Source organism: Streptomyces sp. NPDC086519 (assembly GCF_040686075.1).
In the GTDB taxonomy this organism is placed as follows: Bacteria; Actinomycetota; Actinomycetes; order Streptomycetales; family Streptomycetaceae; genus Streptomyces; species Streptomyces shenzhenensis.
In genome coordinates, this window is the sequence record NZ_JBFBJL010000044.1 from 1 (window position 1) to 25,642 (window position 25,642).

Below are 25,642 nucleotides of genomic sequence, written 5' to 3' on the forward strand. Positions count from 1 at the left end.
GGTGCTTCCTGGGGGGGGGGGGGGGGGGGGGGGGGGGGGGGGGGGGGGGGTGGGGGGGGGGGGGTGGGGGGGGGGGGGGGGGGGGGGCCCCCCCCCCCCCGCGGCTCGGGGCCATGGCTGTCGTGCCGCCGGTAGCTGGGGCATGGTCTCCCCGAACAGCCACATTCGCCCTCCAAGCGGGAGAAAAAGGGTCTGATCGAGTGTGTATGGCATTCGGTGCGGAGGAGGGTGCGACGCCGGGGCGCGGAGAAAGTCTCACCCGATGGGAGCTTCCGCCGTGCCACTCGTTCGGGTGCCGCAGGCGCCGCCCGGCTTCACCGTGGCCCGCAGGGGCGTCACCAGGGGCTGACGCAGCAGCACCGGCCTGCCGTCCGCGTGCGGTTCGCGCAGGTGCAGCACCAGGGTGCGGCGGGCGCCCGCGGGCAGTTCCAGATCGAGCGTGTACACGGAGTGGCCGCGTTCGACGGCGGGTGCCAGCAGGGCGGGGCGGCCGTCCAGGGTGGCGCCGACGAGGTCGGCTCCGACCCCGGCGTAGTACGACACCAGGAGCCGGTTGTCACCCGGCCGGGTGCGGTGGGGCGGGTGGTCCTCCCGCAGCGTGACGTAACCGGGCAGGCCGGCGGACGGGGCACGGTTGGTCAGGGTCACGGTCGCGGTGACCGCGCGTGCGCCGTCGGCACAGCCGTTCGCCTCCCAGACCAGGCTCCGGTCCAGGTAGTAGTCCAGCTTCGAACCCGCCGCGTTGTTCACCACGAGTCCCGCGAAGGGGCCGGGCGTGTCCGGGAGGGTGCCCGCGTAGGGGCGCGTCTCCAGCAGCCGCTGTTCTGGCGGGTGCGCGCTCCACAGCTTCAGCCGGCCGTCGCGCTGGGCCTCGTGCACGGCCATGAGCAGGGCGGGCAGCCGGCGGGGGTCGTCGTAGGCGGCGAGCAGGGGCGCGGCGACGGCGCGTGCCGTGTCGACGAAGAAGGCCTTGCGCCGGGTGACGTCGTCGTAGCGTGCGTAACTGGCCCGCTCGGTGAGGTCCAGGACGTTGCCGGCGGTGAGCTCGGTGCCGTCGGCCAGGTGGGCCGGACCGGTGACCCGCAGGAAGCGGCCCAGCGTGGCCGGGTCGAGGGCGATCGCCCCGTCCACGCGCTCGCCGGTGTGGTCGCGCCAGGCCGCGGCCCAGATGCGGGCCGCGTAGGGGAAGTGCGGACTGAGGTTGGAGTTGGCCCACACCCGGGTGGGAGCACTGCCCGCGTAGCGGTCCGCGAACTCCGCGCCCAGGTCGATGTCGGCCTTCGCCGCCGCCATCTCGGTGTTGTTGCCGAACCGTTCGAACGACACATGGCCGTGGTCGGCCCGGAGCACCGCGAAGGCCCCCGCGACCCCTCCGGTGCCGCGTGCCTCGGCGGTGTTCTGGAACGCCAGGAAGTAGCGGCGTTCCCCCTGTTCGCCGAGCAGGGACGGCAGGAGGCGGGCCGCCACGGAGGCGTCGGTCATCGCCGGGGCGAGACGGTCGATCTGCTGCGCGAGGGCGGTCCGGGCGCGATCGGCCGCCGGCAGCCAGGTGGACCGGGGCAGCCCGCGCACGTCGGCCTGTACCCGGGTGGCGACGTCTGCCGCCCGGACGATGTCCGGGGCGTGTGCGCGCAGGGACGTCAGCGCCCCGGACACCCCGGCCCCGCCGTCCGGTGCCGGCAGGACGCGCAGCAGCGGGGACAGGACGCCGGCGGACAGCCGGTCCGCTGCGGACGCGGCGCCGCGCACGGTCTGCAGCGGGCCGCCGAGGAAGGGCAGGCGGGCGGCGGAGTACCAGGCCGGTCCGGTGGTGAGGCGGTGCGCCCGCGCGGCGTGCGCCGCCGCGGACCGCACGGCGCGCCGCTCTCCGGCGGCCGCGCCGGGAGCCGGTGCGGCCGCCACGGACCGGCGCAGGGCGTCGAGGTCCCGCTGGGCGGCGAGCAGCTCCGTGCGGGCGAGCAGTCCGGTGACCGCGATCCAGGCGGCACCGGCCACGGCCAGCGCCGCGACGGCTGCCAGGGCGTAGCCGCGCACGCGGCGGGGGACCGGCGCCCGGCCGGGCGCGGGCGCGCGGACGGCGCCCCGGCGGAAGCCGGGACGCCGGCGGAGCACCCTACGCGGGTCCCGGTCCGTCATGAACTGCGGCGGCGCCGCAGGGCCAGCATCGTGCCGCCGCCGAGCGAGACCAGACCCGCCGCGGCCGAGCCCTCGGCGAGAGGCGTGGGTCCGCCCTGGTCCGCGGCGTCCGCGTCCGCGGGCCGGCCGCTGTCGTCCGGCGCGTTGCCGGGTTCGTTCAGGTCTGCCCGGTGCTCCGGGCGCAGCACCCTGATCCGGGCGGAGGCCTTCCGATAGGGTTTCCGGCCGACCAGTTCGAAGGTGTGGAAGCCCGGGGTGGTGCGCCGCGGGATGGTCACCGTGCCGGTGACCACTCCGTGTGCGTTCGCCCGGAAGTAGCCCAGTACGACGACGTGCGACCTCAGGTCGGCCTCGACCTGCTGCCGGGGGGCGAAACCCGTGCCCCGGAAGCCCAGTCTGTCTCCGGCGTGCACGGTGGTGGCGCTGAGCGTCAGGGTCGGCGGCGGCGGGGGATACGGCTGCGCGGTCTCCGCGTGGGCGGGTTGCGCGCCCATCAGCGGTACGGCGACGAGCACGGCGGCCGATGCCGCCGATGCAAGCGTGCCTCGCCATTGGGGCGGTCTCGTCATGTTCGCTCTCCTCGACTCGGGTCCGGAACAGGCGACGATGTCGGCAGTCGTCATGACCTGGATACCTGGAAAAAGTGGGATATACGGCGCCATCCGGCGTGACATGGCCGAGGAGTCATCGGATGGGGGCAGCGGGTGTCCGCGCGACGGCCTCCTTGGGGGTGGCTCCCCCGTTCGGCGCGCGCGAGTCTCTATGGTCGGCTGCGTCCACAGGGAACAGAACATCCCGATACGGGTGGTTTCCGCAGTTCGATGAGGGGTGCAGCTTGGATCTCCACCGCTTCCTGAAGGCTCTTGCCGGACGCTGGCCGACCGTCGTCGTCTGTCTGGTTCTCGGGGTCGGGGCGGCGCTCGCCGCGACGATGCTGAGCACCACCGTCTACGAAGCCAGAACCCAGCTCTTCGTCGCGACCCGCGCCGGGGAGGGCACGGCCGAACTCAACCAGGGGCAGAGCTTCTCCCAGGCACGGGTGCAGTCGTACGCGGAGATCGTGACGTCCCGTCAGGTGACCGTGCCCGTGGTGGCGGAGCTGGGACTGCGCACCACGCCGGAGGAACTGGCGTCCCGGATCACCGCCCGGGCCCCCCTCAACACCGTGCTCATCGACATCACGGTCCGGGACACCGCGCCTCGACGCGCGGCGCGGGTCGCCAACGCCGTGGCGGAGCGGTTCATCGCGGTCGTCGAGAGGCTGGAGACGCCCAAGCGCGTGGCCGGCTCCCAGGGCGGGAGGCGGACCGGCGAGGGGACCTCCCCCGTGTCCCTCCGTGTCACCCAGGAGGCCGTCACCCCCGCCGGCCCCGTCTCGCCCCGCCCGCTGCTGAACCTGGCCGCGGGTGTGCTCGGCGGCCTGCTGCTCGGCGCCGGCGTCGTCGCGTTGCGCGAGACGCTCGACACCACGGTCAAGACGGTCGAGTCGCTGGGGGAGTTCACCAGGCTGCCGGGGCTCGGCTCGATCCCGTACGACAGGAACGCCCCCAGGCAGCCGGTCATCACCGTCGGCGGGCACTCCCGGCGCGCCGAGGCCTTCCGCAAGCTGCGCACCAACCTCCAGTTCTCGCAGGTCGACGACCCGCCGCGGATCATCGTGGTGACCAGCTCGGTGCCCGGTGAGGGCAAGACCAACACCGCGGTGAACCTCGCCCTCTCCCTGGCCGAGGCGGGCGTCTCCGTCTGCCTGGTGGACGCGGACCTGCGCCGCCCGTGCGTGGCCCAGGCCTTCGGTCTCGTGCAGGACGCCGGCCTGACCACCGTGCTCATCGGGCGGGCGCGGATCGCGGACGTCATGCAGCAGGCCGCGGACGGACTCTCGGTGCTGGCCAGTGGCGCCGTACCGCCGAATCCCACGGAACTGCTCGCCTCGGCGCGCATGGAGAAGGCGCTGAAGGAGCTGGCGGAGCTCCACGAGGTGGTGATCGTCGACACCGCGCCGCTGCTGCCGGTCGCCGACACCCTGGGACTCGCCTCGCTCGCTCAGGGCACGCTGCTGGTCGTCCGTGCCGCCCGGACCAGGCGGGACCAGGTGCGCACGGCGTTGGAATCGCTGGAGCGGGTGGGTGTGCGCGTCCTCGGCACGGTCTTCAGCATGGCTCCGGCCGCCCAGGGCGGCCGCTACGGCTACCGGAGCTACGGCGAGCTGCCCGCGCCCCGGACATCGGGTCCGCCCGGCGGGGCGGCCGTGCCGGCCCGGACCCCCGAGACGGATGCGGAATGACCCCGGTCCTGTTCGTCTGCACCGGCAACGTGCACCGCTCCGTGCTCGCCGAACGGCTGCTGGCCGCCCGGCTGCCGCGTGGTGCGGCCGTGCGGCCGCGGAGCGCCGGTACCCGGGCGTGGCCCGGTCCGGGCATGGAGCACGCCACCAGGGAGGCGCTGGAGCGGCTGGGCGGCGACGGCTCCGGTTTCGGCTCGCACCGGCTCACCGCCCCGCTCGTGCTGGGTGCGGAGCTGGTGCTCGGGCTGGCCCGGGAGCACCGCGAGGCGGCCGTGCGGCTCGCGCCGTCGGCGCTGCGGCGCTGTTTCACCCTGAAGGAGTTCGTGCGGCTCGCCGGCGGCCGGGCCGGGGACGACGCGCGGCGGCCGGACGGCGTGGGTGACTTCGCGGGCGTGGTCGCGGCCGCCGCCGCCCGTCGGGGGCGCGCCGCCCCGGTCCCGCCCGAGGAGGACGACGTCGCCGACCCCTGGGGGAGGCCCCGTGCGGCGCTGGACGAGTGCGCCCGGGAGATCGACGACCTGGTGGGACGACTTGTTCAGTTGTTCGGAATCCCTGCATCGGTGCAGGTCAGCGAGCACTTGCGTGTAAGGAACGGATAAGACTTGAGTCTGCTCCACTCAGGTCTGTTGACCCAGAGCGAAGCGTGATGCACACTTGAGCCTGTTCCACTCAAGTCAGTTGGAGGAAATCACCATGGCACGTGCGGTCGGCATCGACCTGGGCACGACTAACTCCGTCGTCAGCGTTCTTGAAGGCGGCGAGCCCACCGTCATCACCAACGCCGAGGGTGCCCGGACCACGCCGTCCGTCGTCGCCTTCGCCAAGAACGGCGAGGTTCTGGTCGGCGAGGTCGCCAAGCGCCAGGCGGTCACCAACGTGGACCGGACGATCCGGTCCGTGAAGCGTCACATGGGCACCGACTGGAAGATTCAGCTGGACGGGAAGGACTTCAACCCCCAGCAGATCTCCGCGTTCATCCTGCAGAAGCTCAAGCGGGACGCGGAGGCCTACCTGGGCGAGAAGGTGACCGACGCGGTCATCACCGTCCCGGCCTACTTCAACGACTCCGAGCGCCAGGCGACGAAGGAGGCCGGCGAGATCGCCGGTCTGAACGTCCTGCGCATCGTCAACGAGCCCACCGCCGCCGCGCTGGCGTACGGCCTCGACAAGGACGACCAGACGATCCTCGTCTTCGACCTCGGTGGCGGCACCTTCGACGTGTCCCTCCTGGAGATCGGCGACGGCGTCGTCGAGGTGAAGGCCACCAACGGCGACAACCACCTCGGTGGTGACGACTGGGACCAGCGCGTCGTCGACTACCTGGTCAAGCAGTTCGCGGCCGGCCACGGCGTGGACCTCGGCAAGGACAAGATGGCCCTCCAGCGCCTGCGCGAGGCCGCCGAGAAGGCCAAGATCGAGCTGTCCAGCTCCACCGAGACCTCGATCAACCTGCCGTACATCACCGCCTCCGCCGAGGGCCCCCTGCACCTCGACGAGAAGCTCACCCGCGCCCAGTTCCAGCAGCTGACCGCGGACCTCCTGGAGCGCTGCAAGACGCCGTTCCACAACGTCATCAAGGACGCCGGCATCCAGCTGGGCGAGATCGACCACGTCGTTCTCGTCGGCGGCTCCACCCGTATGCCCGCCGTCGCCGAGCTCGTCAAGGAGCTGACCGGCGGCAAGGAGGCCAACAAGGGTGTGAACCCGGACGAGGTCGTCGCCATCGGCGCCTCGCTCCAGGCCGGTGTGCTCAAGGGTGAGGTCAAGGACGTCCTGCTCCTCGACGTGACCCCGCTGTCCCTCGGTATCGAGACCAAGGGCGGCATCATGACCAAGCTCATCGAGCGGAACACGACGATCCCGACCAAGCGGTCCGAGATCTTCACCACCGCCGAGGACAACCAGCCCTCCGTCCAGATCCAGGTCTACCAGGGCGAGCGCGAGATCGCGGCGTACAACAAGAAGCTCGGCATGTTCGAGCTGACCGGTCTGCCGCCGGCCCCGCGCGGTGTCCCGCAGATCGAGGTCTCCTTCGACATCGACGCCAACGGCATCATGCACGTGACCGCGAAGGACCTGGGCACGGGCAAGGAGCAGAAGATGACCGTCACCGGCGGCTCCTCGCTGCCGAAAGACGAGGTCGACCGGATGCGCCAGGAGGCCGAGCAGTACGCGGAGGAGGACCACCGCCGCCGCGAGGCCGCCGAGACCCGCAACCAGGGCGAGCAGCTCGTCTACCAGACCGAGAAGTTCCTCAAGGACAACGAGGACAAGGTCCCGGGCGAGATCAAGACCGAGGTCGAGGCCGCCGTCGCCGAGCTGAAGGAGAAGCTCAAGGGCGAGGACACCGCCGAGATCCGCACCGCCACCGAGAAGGTCGCGGCCGTCTCCCAGAAGCTGGGCCAGGCCATGTACGCCGACGCCCAGGCCGCGCAGGCCGCCGGTGGTGCCCCCGCCGGTGACGGGGCCGACGACGTGGTGGACGCCGAGATCGTCGACGACGAGCGCAAGGACGGTGCCGCGTGACGGAGGAGACCCCGGGCTTCGAGGAGAAGCCCGACGTCCCCTCCGGCGCCACCCCCGACGACGCCGAGCCGAAGGCCGCTCCCGCACAGGGGGCGGCCCCGGCCGGGGACGCAAGCGCACAGCTCGCCGGTCTGACGGCACAGCTGGACCAGGTACGCACCGCACTCGGTGAGCGCACCGCGGACCTCCAGCGCCTGCAGGCCGAGTACCAGAACTACCGCCGCCGCGTGGAGCGCGACCGGATCACGGTGCGGGAGATCGCCATCGCGAACCTCCTGACCGAGCTCCTGCCCGTGCTCGACGACATCGGCCGCGCCCGGGAACACGGCGAACTGGTCGGCGGTTTCAAGTCGGTGGCCGAATCCCTGGAGACGGTCGCGGCGAAGATGGGCCTCCAGCAGTTCGGCAAGGAGGGCGAGCCCTTCGACCCGACGATCCACGAGGCGCTGATGCACAGCTACGCGCCGGACGTCACCGAGACGACGTGCGTGGCCATCCTGCAGCCCGGGTACCGCATCGGCGAGCGCACCATCCGCCCCGCGCGGGTGGCGGTCGCCGAACCGCAGCCGGGAGCGACGCCGGCGAAGGCCGAGGGGACCGAAGAGGCCCCCGCGGCGGCAGACGAGAAGGACAACGGCCCTGAGGAGGGCTGACGTCGTAGGTAACACGTGGAAGGAGGGGCGTCGGGGATGAGCACCAAGGACTTCATCGAGAAGGACTACTACAAGGTCCTCGGCGTCCCCAAGGACGCCACCGAGGCCGAGATCAAGAAGGCGTACCGGAAACTCGCCCGCGAGTTCCACCCGGACGCCAACAAGGGCAACGCCAAGGCCGAGGAGCGCTTCAAGGAGATCTCCGAGGCGAACGACATACTCGGCGACCCCAAGAAGCGCAAGGAGTACGACGAGGCGCGCGCCCTCTTCGGCAACGGTGGCTTCCGCCCCGGGCCGGGCGCGGGCGGCGGCAACTTCAACTTCGACCTCGGCGACCTCTTCGGGGGCGGCGCCCAGGGCGGGGGCGGTGGCTTCGGCGGCGGCTTCGGCGACGTCCTGGGGGGCCTGTTCAACCGGGGCGGCGGCACGGCCGGCCGGACCCAGCCGCGGCGCGGCCAGGACATCGAGTCCGAGGTCACGCTCAGCTTCACGGAGGCCATCGAGGGCGCCACGGTCCCGCTGCGGATGTCCTCGCAGGCCCCCTGCAAGGCCTGTTCGGGCACCGGCGACAAGAACGGCACCCCACGGGTGTGCCCGACCTGCGTCGGCACCGGCCAGGTGGCGCGAGGATCCGGAGGCGGCTTCTCGCTCACCGACCCCTGCCCGGACTGCAAGGGCCGCGGCCTGATCGCGGAGCACCCCTGCCTCGACTGCAAGGGCAGCGGACGCGCCAAGTCGTCGCGGACCATGCAGGTCCGCATCCCCGCCGGGGTGACCGACGGCCAGCGCATCCGGCTGCGTGGCAAGGGCGCGCCGGGTGAGCGCGGCGGCCCGGCCGGCGACCTCTACGTCATGGTGCACGTCGACACCCACCCGGTGTTCGGCCGCAAGGACGACAACCTCACGGTGACCGTCCCGGTGACCTTCACCGAGGCGGCGCTCGGCGGCGAGGTCAGGGTGCCCACCCTGGGCGGCCCGCCGGTCACCCTGAAGCTGCCCCCGGGCACGCCCAACGGCCGCACCATGCGCGCCCGCGGCAAGGGCGCGGTCCGCAAGGACGGCACCCGCGGCGACCTTCTGGTCACCGTCGAGGTGAGTGTGCCCAAGGACCTGGCGGGGAAGGCTCGTGACGCACTGGAGGCGTATCGCGAGGCGACCGCGGGCGAGGACCCGCGGGCCGAGCTGTTCGAGGCCGCGAAGGGAGCATGACAGAGATGGACGGCCGTCGACGCAGTGACAATTTCCGCGGGCCGTATGAACTGACCGAGGAGACCCCGGTCTACGTCATCTCGGTGGCGGCCCAGCTCTCCGGACTGCACCCGCAGACGCTGCGCCAGTACGACCGCCTCGGCCTGGTCTCCCCGGACCGCACGGCCGGGCGGGGCCGCCGCTACTCGGCCCGCGACATCGAACTGCTCCGCCAGGTGCAGGCGTTGTCGCAGGACGAGGGCATCAACCTGGCCGGCATCAAGCGCATCATCGAACTGGAGAACCAGGTCATGGCGCTCCAGCAGCGGGTCGCCGAGCTCCAGGCGGCGGTCGACGGCGCGGCGGCCGCGATGCAGCAGCGCGAGGCCGCCGTCCACGCCTCCTACCGCCGCGACCTGGTCCCGTACCAGGAGGTCAAGCAGACCAGCGCGTTGGTGGTGTGGCGCCCGAAGAAGGCCAAGGACTAGCCCCGCCCTCAGCGGCGAGGAGGGCCCGGAGGTTCACCCGAACCTCCGGGCCCTTTCGCATGCCGGTCACGGTTCCAGGACCGCCCAGGTCGACTTCGCGGACGCCGTCGGGGCCGGAGGCGGGCGCGCGGCTCCAGCTCTCGTCGGCCGTGGTGTTCGCGAACAACTCCCGCATGTAGGCGGGGGAGGCGCAGGTCGTGGCGGCCGAGGCGGCTACGGCGGTGCCGCCGAGCAGGGTGCCGGCCGTGGCGAGCACCACGGCGACGGCCGCGGTGCCTCTGGCTGAGTTCATTCGGTCCTCTGGTCGTACGGCCGCGCCTGGGGCGGCTGTCATCGATCACGACTCACGAGGAAAGGGCATGGTTGTACCGATCTTTGCCCTCCCGTGAACTCCCTTTGGATGGAGGGTCCGTAAAGAGTGTTTGGAGGGGGTTCCGCATCGCCTTCACAGGTGCAGCGGAGCGTGGCGTTGCGCACTCGTTAAGTAGTTCCGCTTGACGCCGGGTGTGGCGTACGCGTTGTCTTTTCAGACATCTGGGTCGCAGAGCAGCCCCACGTCCGGAACGCACCTGAAGTGAGCCCCCGTATGCGTCGTATAGCCATGTCCGTGGCCGCGTCCACGATGACCCTTTCGCTCGCCGGATGCGGTGTGCTCAACGCGACGGGATCGTCCACCACCGCGACCCCGACCAAGGGCAACGACATCACGGTGGGCGTGCTGATGCCGGACAAGATCAACACCCGGTACACCAACTTCGACTACCCGATCATGAAGTCGAAGATCGTCGAGCTCACGAACAAGCAGGGGCGGGTCGACTACGAGAACGCCGCGTCGTCCGCCGCCACGCAGACGAAGCAGATGCAGAAGATGATCGACGGCAAGGTCGACGTGATCATCCTGGACGCGGTCGACGCGCACGCCATCGCCTCCACGGTGAAGAAGGCCAAGGTGGCCGGCATCCCGGTCATCGCCTACGACCGCCTCGCCGAGGGCCCCATCGACTCCTACGTCTCCTTCGACAACGAACTCGTCGGCGAGGTCCAGGCCCGTACGCTCCTGGAGGGCCTCGGGTCGAACGTCGACAGCTCCGACAAGGTCGTCATGGTCAACGGCTCGCTGACCGACCCCAACGCCAAGCAGTTCAAGACGGGCGCGGTGTCCGAGCTGACCGGCAAGGTGACGATCGCGGCCTCGTACGACACCAAGGACTGGGACCCGGGGGTCGCCCAGAAGGAGGTCGCCAAGGCGATCGCCTCGATCGGCAGGGACAACATCGCCGCGGTCTACTCCGCCAACGACGCCATGGCGGCCGGCGTCGTCAAGGCCCTCAAGGCGGCGGGCGTCACCAACATGCCGCCGATCACCGGCCAGGACGCGGACCTCGACGCCATCCAGCGGATCCTCAGCGGCGAGCAGTACATGACCGTCTACAAGCCGTACCCGGACGAGGCCGAGGCCGCCGCCGAGATGGCCGTCTACCGGGTGCAGGGCAAGGACATCCAGTTCGACGCCCTCACCCAGGACACCGTCGACAGCCCGACCAACAAGGACATCCCGTCCCAGCTGGTGCAGGTCAACGCCGTCACCAAGAGCAAGATCAAGGACACCGTCGTCGCGGACGGCATCTACAAGATCTCCCAGATCTGCACGGCCGCGTACAAGACCGCCTGCGCGGAGGCGGGCCTGAAGTAAGCCCTGCCGACAGCCCCGTTCCCCACGCAGGGAACGGGGCCGCCGCGGCCGCCCCAGCGGCACGACCGCCCGCGGCTGAGGCTGAAGGACACGGTCGGACAGCGCCCCGTCAGGGGCGCGGGGCTGTGCCGGTATGCGGCTCCGCCGCGTGGGCGCGACCAGCCCTCACCGGCCTGCACCCGGCCCGGCTACGCGACCCTCGTGAACTCCACCGTCACCTCCGGCGCCCCTCCCGCAACCCCCCGGTAGATCCCCTTGTGCGGCGTGACGTCGTCGTAGTCCCGCCCCCGCCCCACCACCACGTGGTCCTCCCCGGCCCGCACCCGGTTCGTCGGGTCGTACCCGCACCACTCGCCGGCCCAGTACTCGACCCACGCATGGCTCTGCCCGGCGACCGGCCGGTTCAGCTCCGCCTCCCGCTCCGGGTGCAGGTACCCGGAGACGTACCGGGCCGGTAGCCCCAGCCCCCGCAGCAGGGCGATCGTGAGGTGGGTGATGTCCTGGCACACGCCCGCCCGCTGGGTCCACGCCTGGGCGGGGGAGGTGTTCACCCCGGTCGCGCCCGGAAGGTACGTCACCCGGTCGGCGACCAGCCCGGAGACGGCCATGGCGGCCTCGTGCGGCCCCAGCCCCTCCGCCGCGTCCCGCGCCTTCCTCACCAGCTTCCTCGGCACCGACGTACGCCCCGTCGGCGTCACGAACTCCACCAGCCGTGATCCCGTCGCCCGTTCGGCCAGCTCCGCCCACCCGGGCGCGTCCGGCAGCGGTCCCGGCGCCGCCGTCTCCACCAGGCTGGACGCGGTGATCGTCAGATCCTCGTGCGGCTCCAGGAGGTCGAAGCCGGTGACCTGGGTGCCCCAGTAGTCCCAGTACGACCAGACGGCCGTGGCCGGCTGCACCGTGACCCGCGCGTCCAGGGTGGTCTGCCCCGGCAGGGTCAGCGGGGTCATCCGGACCTCGTTGTGCGAGGAGGCCGCGGGCTGCGCGTAGGAGACCCGGGTGGTGTGCCGGATGCGGAGGCGACGAGCCATCTCAGGCTCCTTCCTGGGCCCACTGGACGAGCCCTTGGTACGGGAAGAACCGCTCCGCCACCGCGTCGGCGGACGCCATGCAGGCCTGCTGGAGGTCGCGCAGCAGCACGGGCAGCTGCTCCTCCAGGGAGGCGGTGTCCAGGTATTCCAGGCGGGTACGGGCCCGGCCGACCGGCGAGCGGGCCGGGTCCTGGCGGGGCCGGCCGAGCGCGGCCAGGCACTCCTCGGCCGTGGTCAGCGCGTGCAGCGCCGAACGCGGGAAGTCCCGGTCCAGGAGCAGGAACTCGGCCACTCTCGGGGTGTCCCCGAACCCGCTGTGCACCCGTGCGTACGCCTCGTCGGCGCCGCTCGCGCTGAGCAGCGTCGGCCAGTCCGGCGCGTGCGCCGCGTCCAGCACCCGCACGGAGAGCAGCCGTACCGTCATGTCCACCCGCTCCAGGCTCCGCCCGAGGACGACGAACCGCCAGCTGTCGTCCCGGCTCATGGTGGAGTCGGCCAGCCCGAAGAAGAGCGCGGCCCGGCTGCGGACCAGCTCCAGATAGGCGTAGGGGCCGGTGCGGCGGGCCGCGCGGCGCCGGTCGCCGAGCGCGTGCCAGGTGGAGTTGAGGCACTCCCACATCTCCGAGGAGATGGCCTCCCGGGCGCTGCGCGCGTTCAGCCGGGCGGCGCCCAGCGCGCCCTCGATGGAGCACGTGGAGCGGGCGTCGAAGGCGAGCTGGTCCAGCACCTGCTGCATGTCCACCTGTTCCGCGCCGGCGTCCACGCCGAGGATCGCGTACAGCGACCGGCAGGCGGCGTCCTCGTCACGCCAGGGGTCCTCCAGCATCCGGTGCAGATAGGCGTCGAGGATCCGGCCGGTGGCGTCCGCCCGTTCGACGTACCGCCCGGTCCAGGTCAGCGCCTCGGCGATTCGGGAGAGGATCACGTCGGTCACTGCTGCGCTCCTTCCGGTACGACCGCACGGGTCCCGTCGGGGCCGAGGCGGCGCGGGGCGATCGCGGGGATGGGGCCCGCGCCGACCGGCTCGGGGTGCTCGGCGGGTCCCTCGGCGAGCACCCAGGTGTCCTTGGAGCCGCCGCCCTGGCTGGAGTTGACGATCAGGTTGCCCTCCTGGAGGGCGACCCGGGTGAGGCCGCCGGGCAGTACCCAGATGTCGTCGCCGTCGTTCACGGCGAACGGCCGCAGGTCAATGTGGCGCGGTGCCATCCGGTCCCCCGACAGGGTGGGGGAGGTGGACAGGGCGACCGGGCGCTGCGCGATGAAGCCGCGCGGGTCGGCGGTGACGGCTTTGCGAGTGCGTTCCAGGGTCTCCCTGTCGGCCTTCGGGCCGATCACGATGCCCTGCCCGCCGGCCCCGTCGACCGGCTTCACCACCAGCTGGTCCAGCTGGTCGAGGACCGCCTCCAACTGCCCCGGTTCATCAGGGCGGTAGGACTCGACATTGGGCAGGACCGGGTCCTCGCCGAGGTAGTAGCGGATCAGGTCCGGGACGTAGGTGTAGAGGAGTTTGTCGTCGGCGATACCGTTCCCTACGGCGTTCGCGAGTGTGACGTTGCCCGCGATGGCCGCGCTCAGGATGCCGGGGCAGCCGATCACCGAGTCGGGGCGGAAGTGCAGCGGATCGAGGAAGTCGTCGTCGAGGCGCCGGTACACCACGTGCACGGGCACCTCGCCGCGCGTCGTGCGCATCCACACCCGGTTGCTCCGGCACACCAGGTCGTGCCCCTCCACCAGTTGCACGCCCATCAGCCGGGCGAGCAGGGCGTGTTCGAAGTAGGCCGCGTTGCTGGGCCCGGGGGTCAGGACGACCACCCGGGGATCGCTCGCCGCCCCGCCGGGCGCGGCGGCGCGCAGGGCGGCGAGCAGCCGTCCCGCGTACCCGTCCACCGGGAGGACGTGCTGCTCGGCGAAGAGCGAGGGGAAGACCCGGGTCATCGCCCTGCGGTTCTCGATGACGTACGACACCCCGCTCGGCACCCGCACGTTGTCCTCGAGTACCCGGAACGCGCCGGCCTCGTCCCGGACCAGGTCGATTCCGGCCACATGGACGCGCACCCCGCCGGGCGGCTCCACCGCGTGCGCCGCCCGGTGGAAGTGCGGCGAGCCCAGCAGCAGCCGCCAGGGCACCACGCCGTCCTCGAAGGCCCGGGCGGGTCCGTAGGCGTCGGCCAGATAGGCCTCCAGGGCCCGGACCCGCTGGGCCACGCCTCTTCGTATGAGATCCCATTCCAGGGCGTCGAGGATTCTCGGCACCAGGTCCAGCGGCCAGGGCCGTTCCTCGCCCGCGAAGGCGTAGGTCACCCCCCGGTCGGTGAAGGCCCGGGCCATCTGGTCGGCCCGGAACCGCAGTTCACTCGGTTCGATCGGCTGGAGCGCCGCCAGTACCGGCTCATAGGCGGTCCTGACCTCACCCGGCCGCACAAACATCTCGTCCCACGCGTCGGCCAACGCGTACGCGTCGAATATGTCCGCCATGCAGGGACGTTAGAGCGGGTACGTAACGCGGCGATCACTGACGGATTTCGGGGGTTCGCCATCCGCCGCGCCATGTGCCCGGGAGCGGCCCTCCCGTGCAACGTCCCTCCCCCGTGGACGCGTGGCACGGGGCCACGGCCCGAACGGGGGAGGCCGGTCCGGCGCCCCGTCGGGTGGCCGGAACCACCCGTGGGAAGCGCTCCGCACGATGCCTGGCCCGCTTCCCGGTCACCACCGTCATCTTGTTGCAGCGCGCGCTGAGGAGCCCGGTCGATATCCTGCTGTATCCCGATATTGCGACGGTCCGTGCGGGAGGAGCCGTGTTGCGGACCCGGTCCGGACCGCTCATAGTTGCGCTGCGGAAGAGGCAGCAAACCGGGGGGTGGAATGGGCGATGGCCGGGCACGGGACGGATGAACATCCACATGGTGCCGACCGGCTGTGCGCCACCGGGGATCGCGTGTACTCCCGGGCCGTGCGCCGGGGCCGGGTGCCGCGCACGGACGCCGACGCGGTGCCCTGCCTGCTGGAGCTGGCGCTGCTCCACCCCGACCCCGACGACATGGACTGGCTGGTGCCGACCGCCCCGCAGGAGGTCATGACCCGGCTGCTGCGCGGGGTGTACGACGAGGTGACGGACAGCCAGCGGCGGGTGGGGTCGGCGGTCGCGGCGTTCGAGTGGTACGCCGGTCTGGGAAGCCAGGTGCGGGCCGGGCCGGCCGCCGCGGAGGGCACGGCGGCCATCAGGGTGCTCGACGGGCTGTCACGGATCCAGGCGGCCATGGACGAGGCGACCCAGGCGTGCACGCAGGAGGTGCTGACCGTGCAGCCGGGCGGTATCCGCCGCGAGTCGGAGCTGACCGAGGGCCTGCACCGGGCCGTCGCCCTGCGCGGCCGGGGCGTGCGGATGCGCGACCTGTATACGCATGTCGCCCGGCACGGCCAGGGCCTGCTCAACTACCTGGAGCTGATGGGCGACGCGGTGGAGGCCCGGACGCTCGACGAGGTCATCGACCGGCTGATCCTCTTCGACCGCACGGTGGCCTTCATCCCCGCGAACGCGGACCGCACGATGGCCCTGGAGCTGCGCCACCCGGCGCTGGTGGAATACCTGGTCACGGTCTTCGAACGACTCTGGCGCCTGGCGATCCCGCTCACCGCGGCCCTCCCCGACACCGGCATCGAGGGCATCTCGCACCGCGAGCAGTCCATCGCGGCGCTGCTCGCGGAGGGTCACCAGGACGCGGTGATCGCGGAACGCCTGGGCATCAGCGTGCGCACCTGCCGGGCCCACATCGCCCGTCTCTCGGAGACGCTGGGGGCGGCCAGCCGTACCCAGCTGGGCGTCCGGATAGCACAGGTGGGCCTGGACCGGGCGCCCGGCGTGATCAGCCTTCCCGATCAAGGATCCCCGAGCGTCCGATGAGAGGGCCGAACTGTGCCCGGCTGTCGCTGCCGAGGGCGGTGGCGAGGGCGGTGGCGAGGCGGGCGAGGCCCCGCGGTGCACAGGTCCTCGATGCCGTGCTCGGCGCGGGGGCGGGGGTCACCGGGCGTGGCCCTCGTCGGGGAGCTTCTGGTCCAGGATCCCGGACTGGGCGATGAGATAGCCGAGTTGGGCGCGGCTGCCGCTGCCGAGCGCCTGGGCCAGCTTGGCGATGTGGGCGCGGCAGGTGCGGACGTTCATGCCCAGGCGCCGTGCGATGGCCTCGTCGACGTGGCCCTCGACCAGGAGCTTGGCGATGGAGTGCTGGATCTCGGTGATGCCGTCGGGGGCGGTCTCGTAGGGGGCGCCGGCGGTCAGGGGAATCGCCCGGTTCCACATGAACTCGAACACCTTGACCAGGTAGCGCACGAGTCCCGGGTGGCGCAGTTCCAGGGCGACCTGCTGGTCGTCGCGGGTGGGGATGAAGGCGACGGTCTCGTCGCAGATGATGAGGCGTTCCACCAGCTCGTCGATCGTCCGGTACTCCACCTTGCCGTCCGCGAAGTGCTCGACATAGGAGAGCTTCTCGGGGTTGTACCGGGCGGTGTGCTGGTACAGGGTCCGGATCCGCACGCCGCGTTCGATCAACGGCCGGTCGCGTTCCAGCCCCTGCAGGAACGTACGCTCGGAGAACCGGTTGGTCGGCTGGACCGTGAGCACCTCGCTCTGGCACTGGGTGGTGGCCTGGTCGAGTGCCGCGTTGATCTGGTCACTGCCCTCCAGTACCGAGATCGAGTGGGTGGGCGCGGCCGTCTGCGTACCGAGCCCGAGCGCCATGAACGGCTCGAAAGCTTCGGACAACTCGACCGACCGCCGCCGGCGCTCCGCTATCTCCTGTTCCAGGGGGTTGAGGCGCTGAGCCAGTACGACCGCCGGAGGGACCGGGCGCAGCCATTCCGGATCGTCGAGGTCGGGGCGCAGCAGGGCCAGCTCCAGCAGGCACGGAGCCGCTTCCGCGTCCGCGCGGGATATGCGTCCCGCGCGCAGGGCGGTCGCATAAAGTCGGCCACCCGCCTCACACAGTTCGGTCACCGCATGGGGATGTGCCGCTTTAGTCCACTTCGTTACCAAATCTCCACCCCCCAGGGTCCTGAACATGCAGGAACATGATGCACCGATCGTGTGGCCACGACGTGCCCGAATGAGCCATCGTCGTATCCAGACGGGGGAAAAGGGGACCTTCAAGTGAGGACGAAGCCGAAGATGAGCAAGAGATCGCTTCGCTCGAAGCTTGTCGCCGCCTTCTTCGCCGTTGTGGCCGTCGGCATGTTGGGCGGTCTCTCCGGTCCGAGGGGTGACGTTCGGGCGGACACGAGGTGGCCGGCGGCGGCCGAATCGACCACGCTTGCCGATGGCACTGCTTCTGCGGTCAACACCAACGAAAGCGCCGGGAGCTGACGACGTGACCACCCCACCCGACGACCGATCCTTCCGTCGTGAAATGGCCACCGCCTACCGCTCGGGCTGGCACTTCATCGACCTGGTCACCGCCATCCCCCACAGTGGTGACTCGTTGATGGTGACCGTCTTCGGCGAGCCGGTGGTCGTCACGCGGGACGAGGACGAGGACGTACGGGCCTACCGGTGCCTGCGCAAGCCCCGGGGTGCGCCGCAGCCCGTACGGTGTGCCATCCGGTACGGAATGATTTTTGTGAACCTGGATCAACGGGACCACCGGCTGGCTGAGCCGGACGTCCCGGACGTGAGGACCATCTCGGCCACCCCCCGCAGTGCCTGACGCGATTCCCCCGTCGTAAAAGATCGCTCAGGTGCTTCCCCCCGCAGCGGCGTCACCGTGACCTGAACACGGTGACGCCGCTGCAGTTTTCAGGGGACATGTCGTCGTATCGACTGGTTTCCGCCATACCCCACGGTGACTGAAACCGGCCGCCAGAACGGGTCGGTCACCCGGTCCCGCGCCCTCGCCCGTCACCCCCGCCCCAGCGCCCGCTCCACCGTGATCTCGACGACCACCCGGGACGGGTTCTCCCGGGGTGTGCGTCCGTACCGCTCGGCGTACCGCCGCTCCGCCTCCGCCACCTGCTCCGGCTCGGTGCGGACCCGCGCCCGCCCCTCCAGTGTCGCCCACCGCCGCCCCGCCACCTGGCACACCGCGACCCGCGCCCCGTCCGGCCCCGCGGCCAGTACATGGGAGACCTTCGCGCTCGTCCTGTTCGTGATCACCCGGGCCAGTCCCGCCGCCGGGTCGTAGGTCACCCCCACGGGGACGACGTGCGGGCTGCCGTCGGGGCGCAGGGTGGTGAGGGTGCACAGGTGCCGTTCCTGCCAGAAGATCAGATACGCCTCGTCCGGTGCGGCAGGGTTCACGCGGTATGTGCTCATGGCTTGGAAGGTAGTCCCCGGAAGGGCTCCCGATCGCACCTTGAGTGGAATAGACTCAACTTTGTGGACGTTGGCTGAGTCAGCCATACGACGCCGAGGAGGAGAGCGCGAACGTGGACGCCGAGCTGACCAACAGGAGCCGGGACGCGATCAACGCGGCCAGCAGCCGGGCCGTGACGGAGGGGCACGCGGACCTCACCCCTGCCCACCTGCTGCTGGCTCTGCTGGCGGGCCAGGACAACGAGAACATCACCGACCTGCTCTCGGCGGTCGACGCCGACCAGGCCGCCGTACGCCAGGGCGCCGAGCGCGTGCTGGCCGCGCTGCCCAGCGTGACCGGTTCCACGGTCGCGCCCCCGCAGCCCAACCGCGAGCTGCTCGCGGTCATCGCCGACGCCGGCGAACGCGCCAAGGCCCTCGGCGACGACTATCTCTCCACCGAGCACCTGCTCATCGGCATCGCCGCGAAGGGCGGCGCGGCCGGCGAGGTGCTCGACCGGCAGGGCGCCGGCGCGAAGAAGCTGGCCGAGGCCTTCCAGAAGGCGCGCGGCGGCCGCCGGGTGACCACCGCCGACCCCGAGGGCCAGTACAAGGCGCTGGAGAAGTTCGGGACGGACTTCACCGCCGCCGCCCGGGACGGGAAGCTCGACCCGGTCATCGGACGGGACCAGGAGATCCGCCGGGTCGTACAGGTCCTCTCCCGCCGTACGAAGAACAACCCCGTCCTCATCGGTGAGCCCGGCGTCGGCAAGACCGCCGTCGTCGAGGGGCTCGCGCAGCGGATCGTCAAGGGGGACGTGCCCGAGTCGCTGAAGGACAAGCGGCTGGTGTCGCTGGACCTGGGGGCCATGGTCGCCGGGGCCAAGTACCGGGGTGAGTTCGAGGAGCGGCTGAAGACCGTCCTCGCCGAGATCAAGGACTCCGACGGCCAGATCATCACCTTCATCGACGAGCTGCACACGGTCGTCGGCGCGGGCGCCGGCGGCGACTCGGCGATGGACGCCGGCAACATGCTCAAGCCGATGCTCGCGCGCGGCGAACTGCGCATGGTCGGCGCCACCACCCTCGACGAGTACCGCGAACGCATCGAGAAGGACCCGGCGTTGGAGCGCCGCTTCCAGCAGGTACTGGTGGCGGAGCCCACGGTCGAGGACACCATCGCCATCCTCCGTGGCCTGAAGGGCCGTTACGAGGCCCACCACAAGGTCCAGATCGCGGACGCGGCGCTGGTCGCCTCCGCGACCCTCTCCGACCGCTACATCACCTCCCGCTTCCTCCCCGACAAGGCCATCGACCTCGTCGACGAGGCGGCCTCCCGCCTCCGCATGGAGATCGACTCGTCCCCCGTCGAGATCGACGAACTCCAGCGCTCCGTCGACCGGTTGAAGATGGAGGAGCTGGCGCTGGAGAAGGAGACCGACCCGGCCTCCCGGGATCGCCTGGAGAAGTTGCGCCGCGACCTCGCCGACAAGGAGGAGGACCTGCGCGGCCTCAACGCCCGCTGGGAGCGCGAGAAGCAGTCCCTGAACCGGGTCGGCGAGCTGAAGGAGAAGCTCGACGAACTGCGCGGCACCGCCGAACGCGCCCAGCGCGACGGCGACTTCGACACCGCCTCCAAGCTGCTGTACGGCGAGATCCCGCAGCTGGAGAAGGAGCTGGAGGCCGCGTCCGAGGCCGAGGAGGAGACGGCCAGGGACACCATGGTCAAGGACGAGGTCGGCTCCGACGACATCGCCGACGTGGTGGCCGCCTGGACGGGCATCCCGGCCGGCCGCCTGCTGGAGGGCGAGACCCAGAAGCTGCTCCGCATGGAGGACGAGCTGGGCCGCCGCCTGATCGGCCAGACCGAGGCCGTACGCGCGGTCTCCGACGCCGTCCGCCGCTCCCGCGCGGGCATCGCCGACCCGGACCGCCCCACCGGCTCCTTCCTCTTCCTCGGCCCCACGGGTGTCGGCAAGACCGAGCTCGCGAAGGCCCTCGCCGACTTCCTCTTCGACGACGAGCGGGCGATGGTCCGCATCGACATGTCGGAGTACAGCGAGAAGCACAGCGTGGCCCGGCTGGTCGGCGCCCCGCCCGGATACGTCGGCTACGAGGAGGGCGGCCAGCTCACCGAGGCCGTCCGCCGCAGGCCCTACACCGTGGTCCTCCTCGACGAGGTGGAGAAGGCCCACCCCGAGGTCTTCGACATCCTCCTCCAGGTGCTGGACGACGGCCGCCTCACCGACGGCCAGGGCCGCACGGTCGACTTCCGCAACACCATCCTGGTGCTGACGTCGAACCTGGGCAGCCAGTACCTGGTGGACCCGGCGCTCAGCCCGGAGGAGAAGAAGGAGCAGGTCCTGGAGACGGTCCGGCGGTCCTTCAAGCCGGAGTTCCTGAACCGCCTGGACGACCTGGTGGTCTTCTCGGCCCTGGAGAAGGACGAACTGGCCCGGATCGCCCGCCTCCAGATCGACCGCCTCGCCAAGCGCCTCGCCGACCGCCGCCTCGCTCTGGAGGTCACCCCCGAGGCCCTGGCCTGGCTCGCCGAGGAGGGCAACGACCCGGCCTACGGCGCCCGCCCGCTGCGCCGCCTGGTCCAGACCGCCATCGGCGACCGCCTCGCCAAGGAGATCCTGGCCGGCGAGGTCAAGGACGGCGACACCATCCGCGTGGACGCCTTCGGCGAGGGGCTGATCGTGGGTCCGGCGACCGGGGAGGAAGCCGCGGGGGAAGCCGTGGAGGAGGCCGTGGAAGACGCCGGTCAGAAGCCCGGAAAGACGCTCTGAGCGGAATTCCGCCAACGGGAGATGAACCCGCCGGGGCGGGGGTTGCCACCCCCCGCCCCGGATGGGGGAGGATGGCGGAATCCGCATGAAGGGAAAAACACGGTGACCATCGACCCGTCCTCGATTCCGAACTTCGGGGGCCAGCCCGAGCCGCAGCCCCAAGGACCGGCGGGCCCCGTCGTCCCGGATCAGGATCTTGTGAAGCAGCTCCTCGACCAGATGGAGCTCAAGTACGTCGTCGACGACGAGGGCGACCTCGCGGCGCCGTGGGAGCAGTTCCGTACGTACTTCATGTTCCGTGGCGAGGACGAGCAGGCCGTCTTCTCGGTGCGGACCTTCTACGACCGCCCCCACAAGATCGACGAGAAGCCCGAGCTGCTGGAGTCCATCGACGACTGGAACCGGCGGACCCTGTGGCCCAAGGTCTACACCCACACCCACGACGACGGCACCGTCCGTCTCATCGGTGAGGCCCAGATGCTGATCGGCATGGGTGTCGACATCAACCACTTCGTCTCGTCCACGGTCAGCTGGGTGCGGGCCGCGATCGAGTTCGACAAGTGGCTGGTCGAGCAGCTCGGCCTGGAAGAGGCCGTCAACGAGGCCGAGGAGCCGGAAGACGGCGACGAGTAAGCAGCAGACCTACAGCGGTGTGTGCGCGTACAGGACCAGGTACGTGCCGTAGCCGAACGAGAGCCCGGCCAGGGCCGTGACCACCACCGTCGCGTGCCAGGGCCGGGCTCTCGCCGTACGGACCAGCGCCCGGGCCAGCGGGAGGAGCAGGGGGAAGGCCGGGAGCAGGAACCGCGGCTTGGACTCGAAGAAACCCGACCCGCCCAGCGCGATCAGCAGCAGTACGGCGGTGTAGGCGAGCAGCGGGAGCGGGACCCGGTCCAGGGCCAGAAGGGCGAACAGGACCACCGCCGCCGCCACGATCAGCAGGGCCATCGGGAAGACGAAGCGGTCCCCGCGCAGGAGCAGCGTACGGGCGAAGGCCAGTGATCCCCGGCCGAAGTCGAAGCGCGAGCCCCACAGCCGCTGCACGCCGAAGTAGCCGCCCAGCGCGTCGCCGGTGCGGCGCCCGACCCAGAGGACGTACGCGGTCCAGCCCAGCGGAGCCAGCGCGGCTCCCGTCCACAGCCTGTGGGCAACCCGGCCGCGGGCGCGGAACAGCTCACGGGCCGCGGCGAGCAGCACGGCCGCCGCCACCGCGAAGCCGTTCGGGCGGGACAGGCCGGCCAGGGCGGCCAGGCTGCCCGCCCACAGCCAGTTCCCGGCCAGGACCGCGTACAGCGCCCAGGCGGCGAGGGCGGTCAGGACCGGTTCCGTGTAGGCCATCGACAGCACCACGGAGTGCGGGAGCAGGCCCCACAGGAGGACCAGGGCGGTGCCCACCGCACGGCCGTGCAGACGGGCGCCCACCGCGTAGACACCGGCCGCGGCGACGGCTGCCGCGGCCCAGGACACCAGCAGTCCGGCGCCCGCCCCGCTGAGCGGGGTCACGGCCGTCAGGGACCGGATCAGCGCCGGGTAGAGCGGGAAGAACGCCAGGTCGCTGTGGATGATGCCGGGGCCGAAGTACAGGGTGCGGCCGTAGCCGTGCGCCGCGATCCCCAGGTACCACACCGAGTCCCACGACCTCCCCAGCAGGGTCAGCGGATGCCGGCCGCCCGCCCAGGCGGCCAGCGCCAGCACGGCCATGCCGGTGAGCCGGGCCGCCGCGAACAGCCCCACGGCGACCCCGCCGGCGGTGACGAGGGACAGCCGGGTGCCGGGCCGCTGCGCGACCGGCTGCTGGGCGACGGACGGGGCGAGGGCGGTGGTGCTGGCGTGGCTCACATTCGCACAGTGCCGGGGGAGTGCGGCGATGTGCGAGAAATGTACGCCCGATGGGGGAGGTGCCCCGCAGGGGCGCGGGACTGTATCGCTGCACGGCTCCGGCGCGGGAGGCGCGACCAGCCCCACGCACCAGCAGGCGGGACGGTCTCAGCTCAGCTCAGCTGCCGCAGCCGCTCCGCCGCCTCCTTCAGCACCTCCGCCCGCTTGCAGAACGCGAACCGCACGAACGGTGCCCCCGCCTCCCGGTGGTCGTAGAAGACCGCGTTCGGGATGGCGACGACCCCTGCCCGTTCCGGCAGCGAACGGCAGAAGGCGAAGCCGTCGCCCTCTTTGGACAGCACAGCCCCGAGGGGGCGGATGTCGGTGGTGATGAAGTACGTGCCGGCGGTGTCGTAGACCTCGAATCCCGCCTCCGTCAGGCCGGCCGCGAGGATGTCCCGCTTGGTCTGCATGTCCCGGCGGAACGCCTCGAAGTAGGCGTCCGGGAGGGCGAGGGCCTCCGCGACCGCGTACTGGAAGGGGCCCGAGGCCACGTACGTCAGGAACTGCTTCGCCGACCGCACGGCGGCGACCAGCTCCGGCGTCGAGGTCACCCAGCCGACCTTCCAGCCGGTGAAGGAGAAGGTCTTGCCCGCCGAGCCGATGGTGACCGTGCGCTCGCGCATGCCGGGCAGGGTGGCGACAGGCACGTGTTCCGCCCCGTCGTAGACCAGGTGCTCGTACACCTCGTCCGTCACCACCAGCAGGTCCCGCTCCACCGCCAGCTCCGCGATCGCGGTCAGCTCGGCGCGGGTGAGGACCGTGCCGGTCGGGTTGTGCGGGGTGTTGATCAGGAGGAGCCGGGTGCGCGGGGTGACGGCGGCGCGCAGTTCGTCGAGGTCGAGACGGAAGGCGCCGGCGTCGGGCCGGAGGGTGACCGGGACCCGGGTGCCGCCCGCCATGGCGATGCTGGCCGCGTAGGAGTCGTAGTACGGCTCCAGGGCGACGACCTCGTCACCGGGTTCGAGGAGGGCGAGGAGGGCGGCCGCGATGGCCTCGGTGGCGCCGGCGGTGACCAGGACCTCGGCGTCCGGGTCGTACGACAGCCCGTACCGGCGCCGCTGGTGTGCCGCGACCGCGGTGCGCAGCTCGGGGACGCCCGGCCCCGGCGGGTACTGGTTGCCGCGCCCCTCGCGCAGCGCGCGCACGGCGGCCTCCCTGACCTCTTCGGGACCGTCGGTGTCCGGGAAGCCCTGCCCCAGGTTGATGGAGCCGGTGCGCAGCGCGAGGGCGGACATCTCGGCGAAGATCGTGGTGCCGAACTCGGCCAGCCGGCGGTTCAGGAGCGGGCGTTCGCTGGAGGTCATGCCGGTCATCCTGCGCCCAAGCTCTGGAGTTCCTCAACTCGGCTTTGGCCGGTGTGCCGGCCGGGCATCCCCCGTCCACGCCGCGTTCTCGCGGCGGCCGGGGCGCCCACGGGGGGTCGCCTTCGGGGGAACGGAAAGAAGGTGACGTCATGGGCACCGTCTTCATCGTGGTGGTGGCCGGGATCATCTGCCTCGCGATCGTCGCGTCGGCGGTCCGCAGGGGCGGCAGGGGCGGCAGGGGCGGCAGGGGCAAGGGGGCGTACCGAGCGGGGGCGGCCTCCGCGTCCTCGACGTCCTCGGCCTACGACAGCTCCGGCAGCTGGTGGGCCGGGGACTCGGGGTCGTCGTCCTCGCACGGCGGGCATCACGGCGGCGGCCACTCCTGTGGCGGCGGGCACTCCTCGTGCGGCGGCGGGTCGTCCTGCGGGGGCGGGTCGTCGTGCGGCGGGGGCGGCTGCGGCGGCGGGGGCAACTGAGCCGCCCCCAGGGGGCGCAGGGCCGGGCGTCCGGGCGGAGAGCGGGGGAGCTCTGCCCGGGCGCCCCGGCGTGCGCCGGGAGGGGTGGGGCGCACAACTTGGCTGAACAGTTGAGCTGTGGAGCCCTCGGAGGGATGGAAACCCCACGAAGTTGGGTAAAAACGCTGTGGCGGCGCCACAGTTCATGATTCCCTCTAAATCACCAAAGCAGCGCCTCGGACGTCCTGACGACACCCTCCCCTGGCCGGGTCGGCCGGGCCGATCTCCCGGTGTCGACCGAGGTGCGCCGGACCACACTCCTCCTCTTTTGCGTGTTAGCGGAGCCGATCCATGCTCACGACCCTGAACACCACCTACACCGATACGCGCGCGGCCGACCTCGCCTGGGCCCTGGGGCGCGAACCGCTGCCCGCCCTGGCCACCCTCGACCTGGAACTGAGCCGCGCGAAGCTGCAGTTGAGACTGCTCGGCGCGTCCCACCAGGTGCTCCTGGAGGAGGAGCGGGGCGGCTGTTCGGAGACGGTGGCGTGCATCCCGGGGTCCAGCACTCCCCTGCCGCTCGGGGTCGCCAAACGCGTCGGCGACTGGGAGTACGAGTTCGCGGCCCGCGTCGAGGTGCTGTCACCGGGCTCCTTCGCGGGCCGCGCCCAGGAGTTGCTGGCCCTCGTCTCCGAGCATCCGCACGGCCTCGCCGGGGTCTTCCCGGGCAGCCCGCACGCCTTCACGGCGTTGCTGGCCCAGTGGCACGAGGGCCAGGTGCACTGGCGTACCTGGCACGCGTATCCGCAGGACGGCCAGCTGGTGGCGACCCGGACCCGGGTCGGCGTACGGGCTCCGGCGCCCCAGCCCGTGGCCGGATGACATAAACCAACAGTGCGTCAAAGGGCGCCGAGTTCCACACGTGTGGGTG

Annotated in this window: 24 protein-coding genes; 14 read left to right on the plus strand and 10 right to left on the minus strand. The window is 71.6% G+C overall.

All coding sequences use genetic code 11. From position 1 onward, the window contains the following. Positions 1-255: 255 nt before the first annotated feature. Together AB0P24_RS32660 and AB0P24_RS32665 are read right to left on the minus strand one after the other, a co-directional pair. Positions 256-2,112, minus strand: coding sequence for a DUF4012 domain-containing protein (locus AB0P24_RS32660; RefSeq protein ID WP_365800361.1), 1,857 nt, complete (start codon positions 2,110-2,112; stop codon positions 256-258). 20 nt (positions 2,113-2,132) lie between these two features. Continuing rightward, positions 2,133-2,705: a hypothetical protein gene (locus AB0P24_RS32665; RefSeq protein WP_365800363.1), complete on the minus strand. Its 573-nt coding sequence runs from the start codon at positions 2,703-2,705 to the stop codon at positions 2,133-2,135. Positions 2,706-2,971: 266 nt separating this feature from the next. Here AB0P24_RS32665 and AB0P24_RS32670 point away from each other — a divergent pair, with 266 nt between their 5' ends. The 6 genes from AB0P24_RS32670 to AB0P24_RS32695 all read left to right on the plus strand — a co-directional run bounded on the left by AB0P24_RS32670 (position 2,972) and on the right by AB0P24_RS32695 (position 9,275). After that, positions 2,972-4,420 carry a polysaccharide biosynthesis tyrosine autokinase gene (locus tag AB0P24_RS32670; protein ID WP_365800365.1) on the plus strand — a complete coding sequence of 483 codons (1,449 nt, stop codon included), beginning with the start codon at positions 2,972-2,974 and terminating at the stop codon, positions 4,418-4,420. Beyond that, on the plus strand, positions 4,417-5,019 hold the full coding sequence (locus AB0P24_RS32675) for a low molecular weight phosphatase family protein (protein ID WP_365800367.1): 603 nt from the start codon (positions 4,417-4,419) through the stop codon (positions 5,017-5,019). The genes AB0P24_RS32670 and AB0P24_RS32675 overlap by 4 nt, the downstream gene beginning before the upstream one ends. Positions 5,020-5,113: 94 nt before the next feature. Further along, positions 5,114-6,946: a molecular chaperone DnaK gene (gene dnaK, locus AB0P24_RS32680; RefSeq protein ID WP_365800369.1), complete on the plus strand. Its 1,833-nt coding sequence runs from the start codon at positions 5,114-5,116 to the stop codon at positions 6,944-6,946. Continuing rightward, a complete protein-coding gene (grpE, locus tag AB0P24_RS32685; protein ID WP_365800371.1) occupies positions 6,943-7,599 on the plus strand; it encodes a nucleotide exchange factor GrpE in 657 nt (218 codons plus the stop codon). The genes dnaK and grpE overlap by 4 nt, the downstream gene beginning before the upstream one ends. Before the next feature lie 36 nt (positions 7,600-7,635). Further along, complete coding sequence (gene dnaJ / locus AB0P24_RS32690) at positions 7,636-8,808, plus strand: molecular chaperone DnaJ (RefSeq protein ID WP_365800373.1); 1,173 nt, start codon at positions 7,636-7,638, stop codon at positions 8,806-8,808. A 5-nt stretch (positions 8,809-8,813) separates the two neighbouring features. Continuing rightward, positions 8,814-9,275 carry a helix-turn-helix domain-containing protein gene (locus AB0P24_RS32695; protein WP_365800490.1) on the plus strand — a complete coding sequence of 154 codons (462 nt, stop codon included), beginning with the start codon at positions 8,814-8,816 and terminating at the stop codon, positions 9,273-9,275. On the opposite strand, the gene AB0P24_RS32700 is transcribed toward AB0P24_RS32695, so the two are convergent. Beyond that, positions 9,223-9,567: a hypothetical protein gene (locus AB0P24_RS32700; protein ID WP_365800374.1), complete on the minus strand. Its 345-nt coding sequence runs from the start codon at positions 9,565-9,567 to the stop codon at positions 9,223-9,225. The genes AB0P24_RS32695 and AB0P24_RS32700 overlap by 53 nt on opposite strands. Positions 9,568-9,861: 294 nt before the next feature. Between AB0P24_RS32700 and AB0P24_RS32705 the strand changes: the two genes are divergently transcribed. Next, a complete protein-coding gene (locus tag AB0P24_RS32705; RefSeq protein ID WP_365800376.1) occupies positions 9,862-10,968 on the plus strand; it encodes a substrate-binding domain-containing protein in 1,107 nt (368 codons plus the stop codon). A gap of 188 nt (positions 10,969-11,156) precedes the next feature. Here the strand turns inward: AB0P24_RS32705 and AB0P24_RS32710 are convergent, their stop codons facing one another. Genes AB0P24_RS32710 through AB0P24_RS32720 form a run of 3 tightly spaced genes read right to left on the minus strand, consistent with a single transcriptional unit; the run spans position 11,157 to position 14,474 of the window. Then, positions 11,157-11,999, minus strand: coding sequence for a transglutaminase family protein (locus AB0P24_RS32710; RefSeq protein ID WP_365800378.1), 843 nt, complete (start codon positions 11,997-11,999; stop codon positions 11,157-11,159). Between the two features lies 1 nt (position 12,000). After that, positions 12,001-12,933, minus strand: coding sequence for an alpha-E domain-containing protein (locus AB0P24_RS32715; RefSeq protein WP_365800380.1), 933 nt, complete (start codon positions 12,931-12,933; stop codon positions 12,001-12,003). Beyond that, complete coding sequence (locus AB0P24_RS32720) at positions 12,930-14,474, minus strand: circularly permuted type 2 ATP-grasp protein (protein ID WP_365800382.1); 1,545 nt, start codon at positions 14,472-14,474, stop codon at positions 12,930-12,932. The genes AB0P24_RS32715 and AB0P24_RS32720 overlap by 4 nt, the downstream gene beginning before the upstream one ends. 394 nt (positions 14,475-14,868) lie before the next feature. Here AB0P24_RS32720 and AB0P24_RS32725 point away from each other — a divergent pair, with 394 nt between their 5' ends. Continuing rightward, positions 14,869-15,900, plus strand: a complete 1,032-nt coding sequence (locus AB0P24_RS32725; protein WP_365800384.1) for a helix-turn-helix transcriptional regulator — start codon at positions 14,869-14,871, stop codon at positions 15,898-15,900. A 117-nt stretch (positions 15,901-16,017) separates the two neighbouring features. On the opposite strand, the gene AB0P24_RS32730 is transcribed toward AB0P24_RS32725, so the two are convergent. After that, positions 16,018-17,055: a helix-turn-helix transcriptional regulator gene (locus AB0P24_RS32730; protein WP_365800386.1), complete on the minus strand. Its 1,038-nt coding sequence runs from the start codon at positions 17,053-17,055 to the stop codon at positions 16,018-16,020. Positions 17,056-17,160: 105 nt separating this feature from the next. Here AB0P24_RS32730 and AB0P24_RS32735 point away from each other — a divergent pair, with 105 nt between their 5' ends. Both AB0P24_RS32735 and AB0P24_RS32740 read left to right on the plus strand, forming a co-directional pair. Continuing rightward, positions 17,161-17,355, plus strand: a complete 195-nt coding sequence (locus AB0P24_RS32735; RefSeq protein ID WP_365800388.1) for a hypothetical protein — start codon at positions 17,161-17,163, stop codon at positions 17,353-17,355. Between the two features lie 43 nt (positions 17,356-17,398). After that, positions 17,399-17,695, plus strand: a complete 297-nt coding sequence (locus AB0P24_RS32740; RefSeq protein ID WP_167449907.1) for a (2Fe-2S)-binding protein — start codon at positions 17,399-17,401, stop codon at positions 17,693-17,695. A 191-nt stretch (positions 17,696-17,886) separates the two neighbouring features. Here the strand turns inward: AB0P24_RS32740 and AB0P24_RS32745 are convergent, their stop codons facing one another. Next, positions 17,887-18,300, minus strand: coding sequence for a TIGR03618 family F420-dependent PPOX class oxidoreductase (locus tag AB0P24_RS32745; protein ID WP_365800390.1), 414 nt, complete (start codon positions 18,298-18,300; stop codon positions 17,887-17,889). Positions 18,301-18,413: 113 nt separating this feature from the next. On the opposite strand from AB0P24_RS32745, the gene clpB reads away from it, so the two are divergent. Then, positions 18,414-21,071 (plus strand): ATP-dependent chaperone ClpB, encoded by a 2,658-nt coding sequence (clpB, locus tag AB0P24_RS32750; RefSeq protein ID WP_365800392.1) that lies wholly within the window; start codon positions 18,414-18,416, stop codon positions 21,069-21,071. A gap of 102 nt (positions 21,072-21,173) precedes the next feature. Then, positions 21,174-21,704 carry a YbjN domain-containing protein gene (locus AB0P24_RS32755; protein WP_365800394.1) on the plus strand — a complete coding sequence of 177 codons (531 nt, stop codon included), beginning with the start codon at positions 21,174-21,176 and terminating at the stop codon, positions 21,702-21,704. A gap of 9 nt (positions 21,705-21,713) precedes the next feature. On the opposite strand, the gene AB0P24_RS32760 is transcribed toward AB0P24_RS32755, so the two are convergent. Both AB0P24_RS32760 and AB0P24_RS32765 read right to left on the minus strand, forming a co-directional pair. After that, on the minus strand, positions 21,714-22,910 hold the full coding sequence (locus AB0P24_RS32760; RefSeq protein ID WP_365800396.1) for a hypothetical protein: 1,197 nt from the start codon (positions 22,908-22,910) through the stop codon (positions 21,714-21,716). Between the two features lie 152 nt (positions 22,911-23,062). Beyond that, on the minus strand, positions 23,063-24,265 hold the full coding sequence (locus AB0P24_RS32765; RefSeq protein WP_365800398.1) for a pyridoxal phosphate-dependent aminotransferase: 1,203 nt from the start codon (positions 24,263-24,265) through the stop codon (positions 23,063-23,065). A 140-nt stretch (positions 24,266-24,405) separates the two neighbouring features. Between AB0P24_RS32765 and AB0P24_RS32770 the strand changes: the two genes are divergently transcribed. After that, complete coding sequence (locus tag AB0P24_RS32770) at positions 24,406-24,732, plus strand: hypothetical protein (protein ID WP_365800400.1); 327 nt, start codon at positions 24,406-24,408, stop codon at positions 24,730-24,732. Between the two features lie 330 nt (positions 24,733-25,062). After that, positions 25,063-25,593 (plus strand): DUF2617 family protein, encoded by a 531-nt coding sequence (locus AB0P24_RS32775; RefSeq protein ID WP_365800402.1) that lies wholly within the window; start codon positions 25,063-25,065, stop codon positions 25,591-25,593. Positions 25,594-25,642 lie beyond the last annotated feature (49 nt).

Bases quoted from the DNA above. Each gene is read 5' to 3' on its own strand.
- AB0P24_RS32675 (WP_365800367.1), top strand. From the start codon at position 4,417: ATGACCCCGGTCCTGTTCGTCTGCACCGGCAACGTGCACCGCTCCGTG.
- dnaJ (WP_365800373.1), top strand. From the start codon at position 7,636: ATGAGCACCAAGGACTTCATCGAGAAGGACTACTACAAGGTCCTCGGC.
- AB0P24_RS32710 (WP_365800378.1), bottom strand. From the start codon at position 11,999: ATGGCTCGTCGCCTCCGCATCCGGCACACCACCCGGGTCTCCTACGCG.
- AB0P24_RS32665 (WP_365800363.1), bottom strand. From the start codon at position 2,705: ATGACGAGACCGCCCCAATGGCGAGGCACGCTTGCATCGGCGGCATCG.
- AB0P24_RS32740 (WP_167449907.1), top strand. From the start codon at position 17,399: ATGGCCACCGCCTACCGCTCGGGCTGGCACTTCATCGACCTGGTCACC.
- AB0P24_RS32730 (WP_365800386.1), bottom strand. From the start codon at position 17,055: ATGTTCAGGACCCTGGGGGGTGGAGATTTGGTAACGAAGTGGACTAAA.
- AB0P24_RS32770 (WP_365800400.1), top strand. From the start codon at position 24,406: ATGGGCACCGTCTTCATCGTGGTGGTGGCCGGGATCATCTGCCTCGCG.
- AB0P24_RS32745 (WP_365800390.1), bottom strand. From the start codon at position 18,300: ATGAGCACATACCGCGTGAACCCTGCCGCACCGGACGAGGCGTATCTG.
- AB0P24_RS32695 (WP_365800490.1), top strand. From the start codon at position 8,814: ATGGACGGCCGTCGACGCAGTGACAATTTCCGCGGGCCGTATGAACTG.
- AB0P24_RS32700 (WP_365800374.1), bottom strand. From the start codon at position 9,567: ATGAACTCAGCCAGAGGCACCGCGGCCGTCGCCGTGGTGCTCGCCACG.
- dnaK (WP_365800369.1), top strand. From the start codon at position 5,114: ATGGCACGTGCGGTCGGCATCGACCTGGGCACGACTAACTCCGTCGTC.
- AB0P24_RS32705 (WP_365800376.1), top strand. From the start codon at position 9,862: ATGCGTCGTATAGCCATGTCCGTGGCCGCGTCCACGATGACCCTTTCG.
- AB0P24_RS32765 (WP_365800398.1), bottom strand. From the start codon at position 24,265: ATGACCGGCATGACCTCCAGCGAACGCCCGCTCCTGAACCGCCGGCTG.
- AB0P24_RS32725 (WP_365800384.1), top strand. From the start codon at position 14,869: ATGGCCGGGCACGGGACGGATGAACATCCACATGGTGCCGACCGGCTG.
- AB0P24_RS32735 (WP_365800388.1), top strand. From the start codon at position 17,161: ATGAGCAAGAGATCGCTTCGCTCGAAGCTTGTCGCCGCCTTCTTCGCC.
- AB0P24_RS32775 (WP_365800402.1), top strand. From the start codon at position 25,063: ATGCTCACGACCCTGAACACCACCTACACCGATACGCGCGCGGCCGAC.
- AB0P24_RS32720 (WP_365800382.1), bottom strand. From the start codon at position 14,474: ATGGCGGACATATTCGACGCGTACGCGTTGGCCGACGCGTGGGACGAG.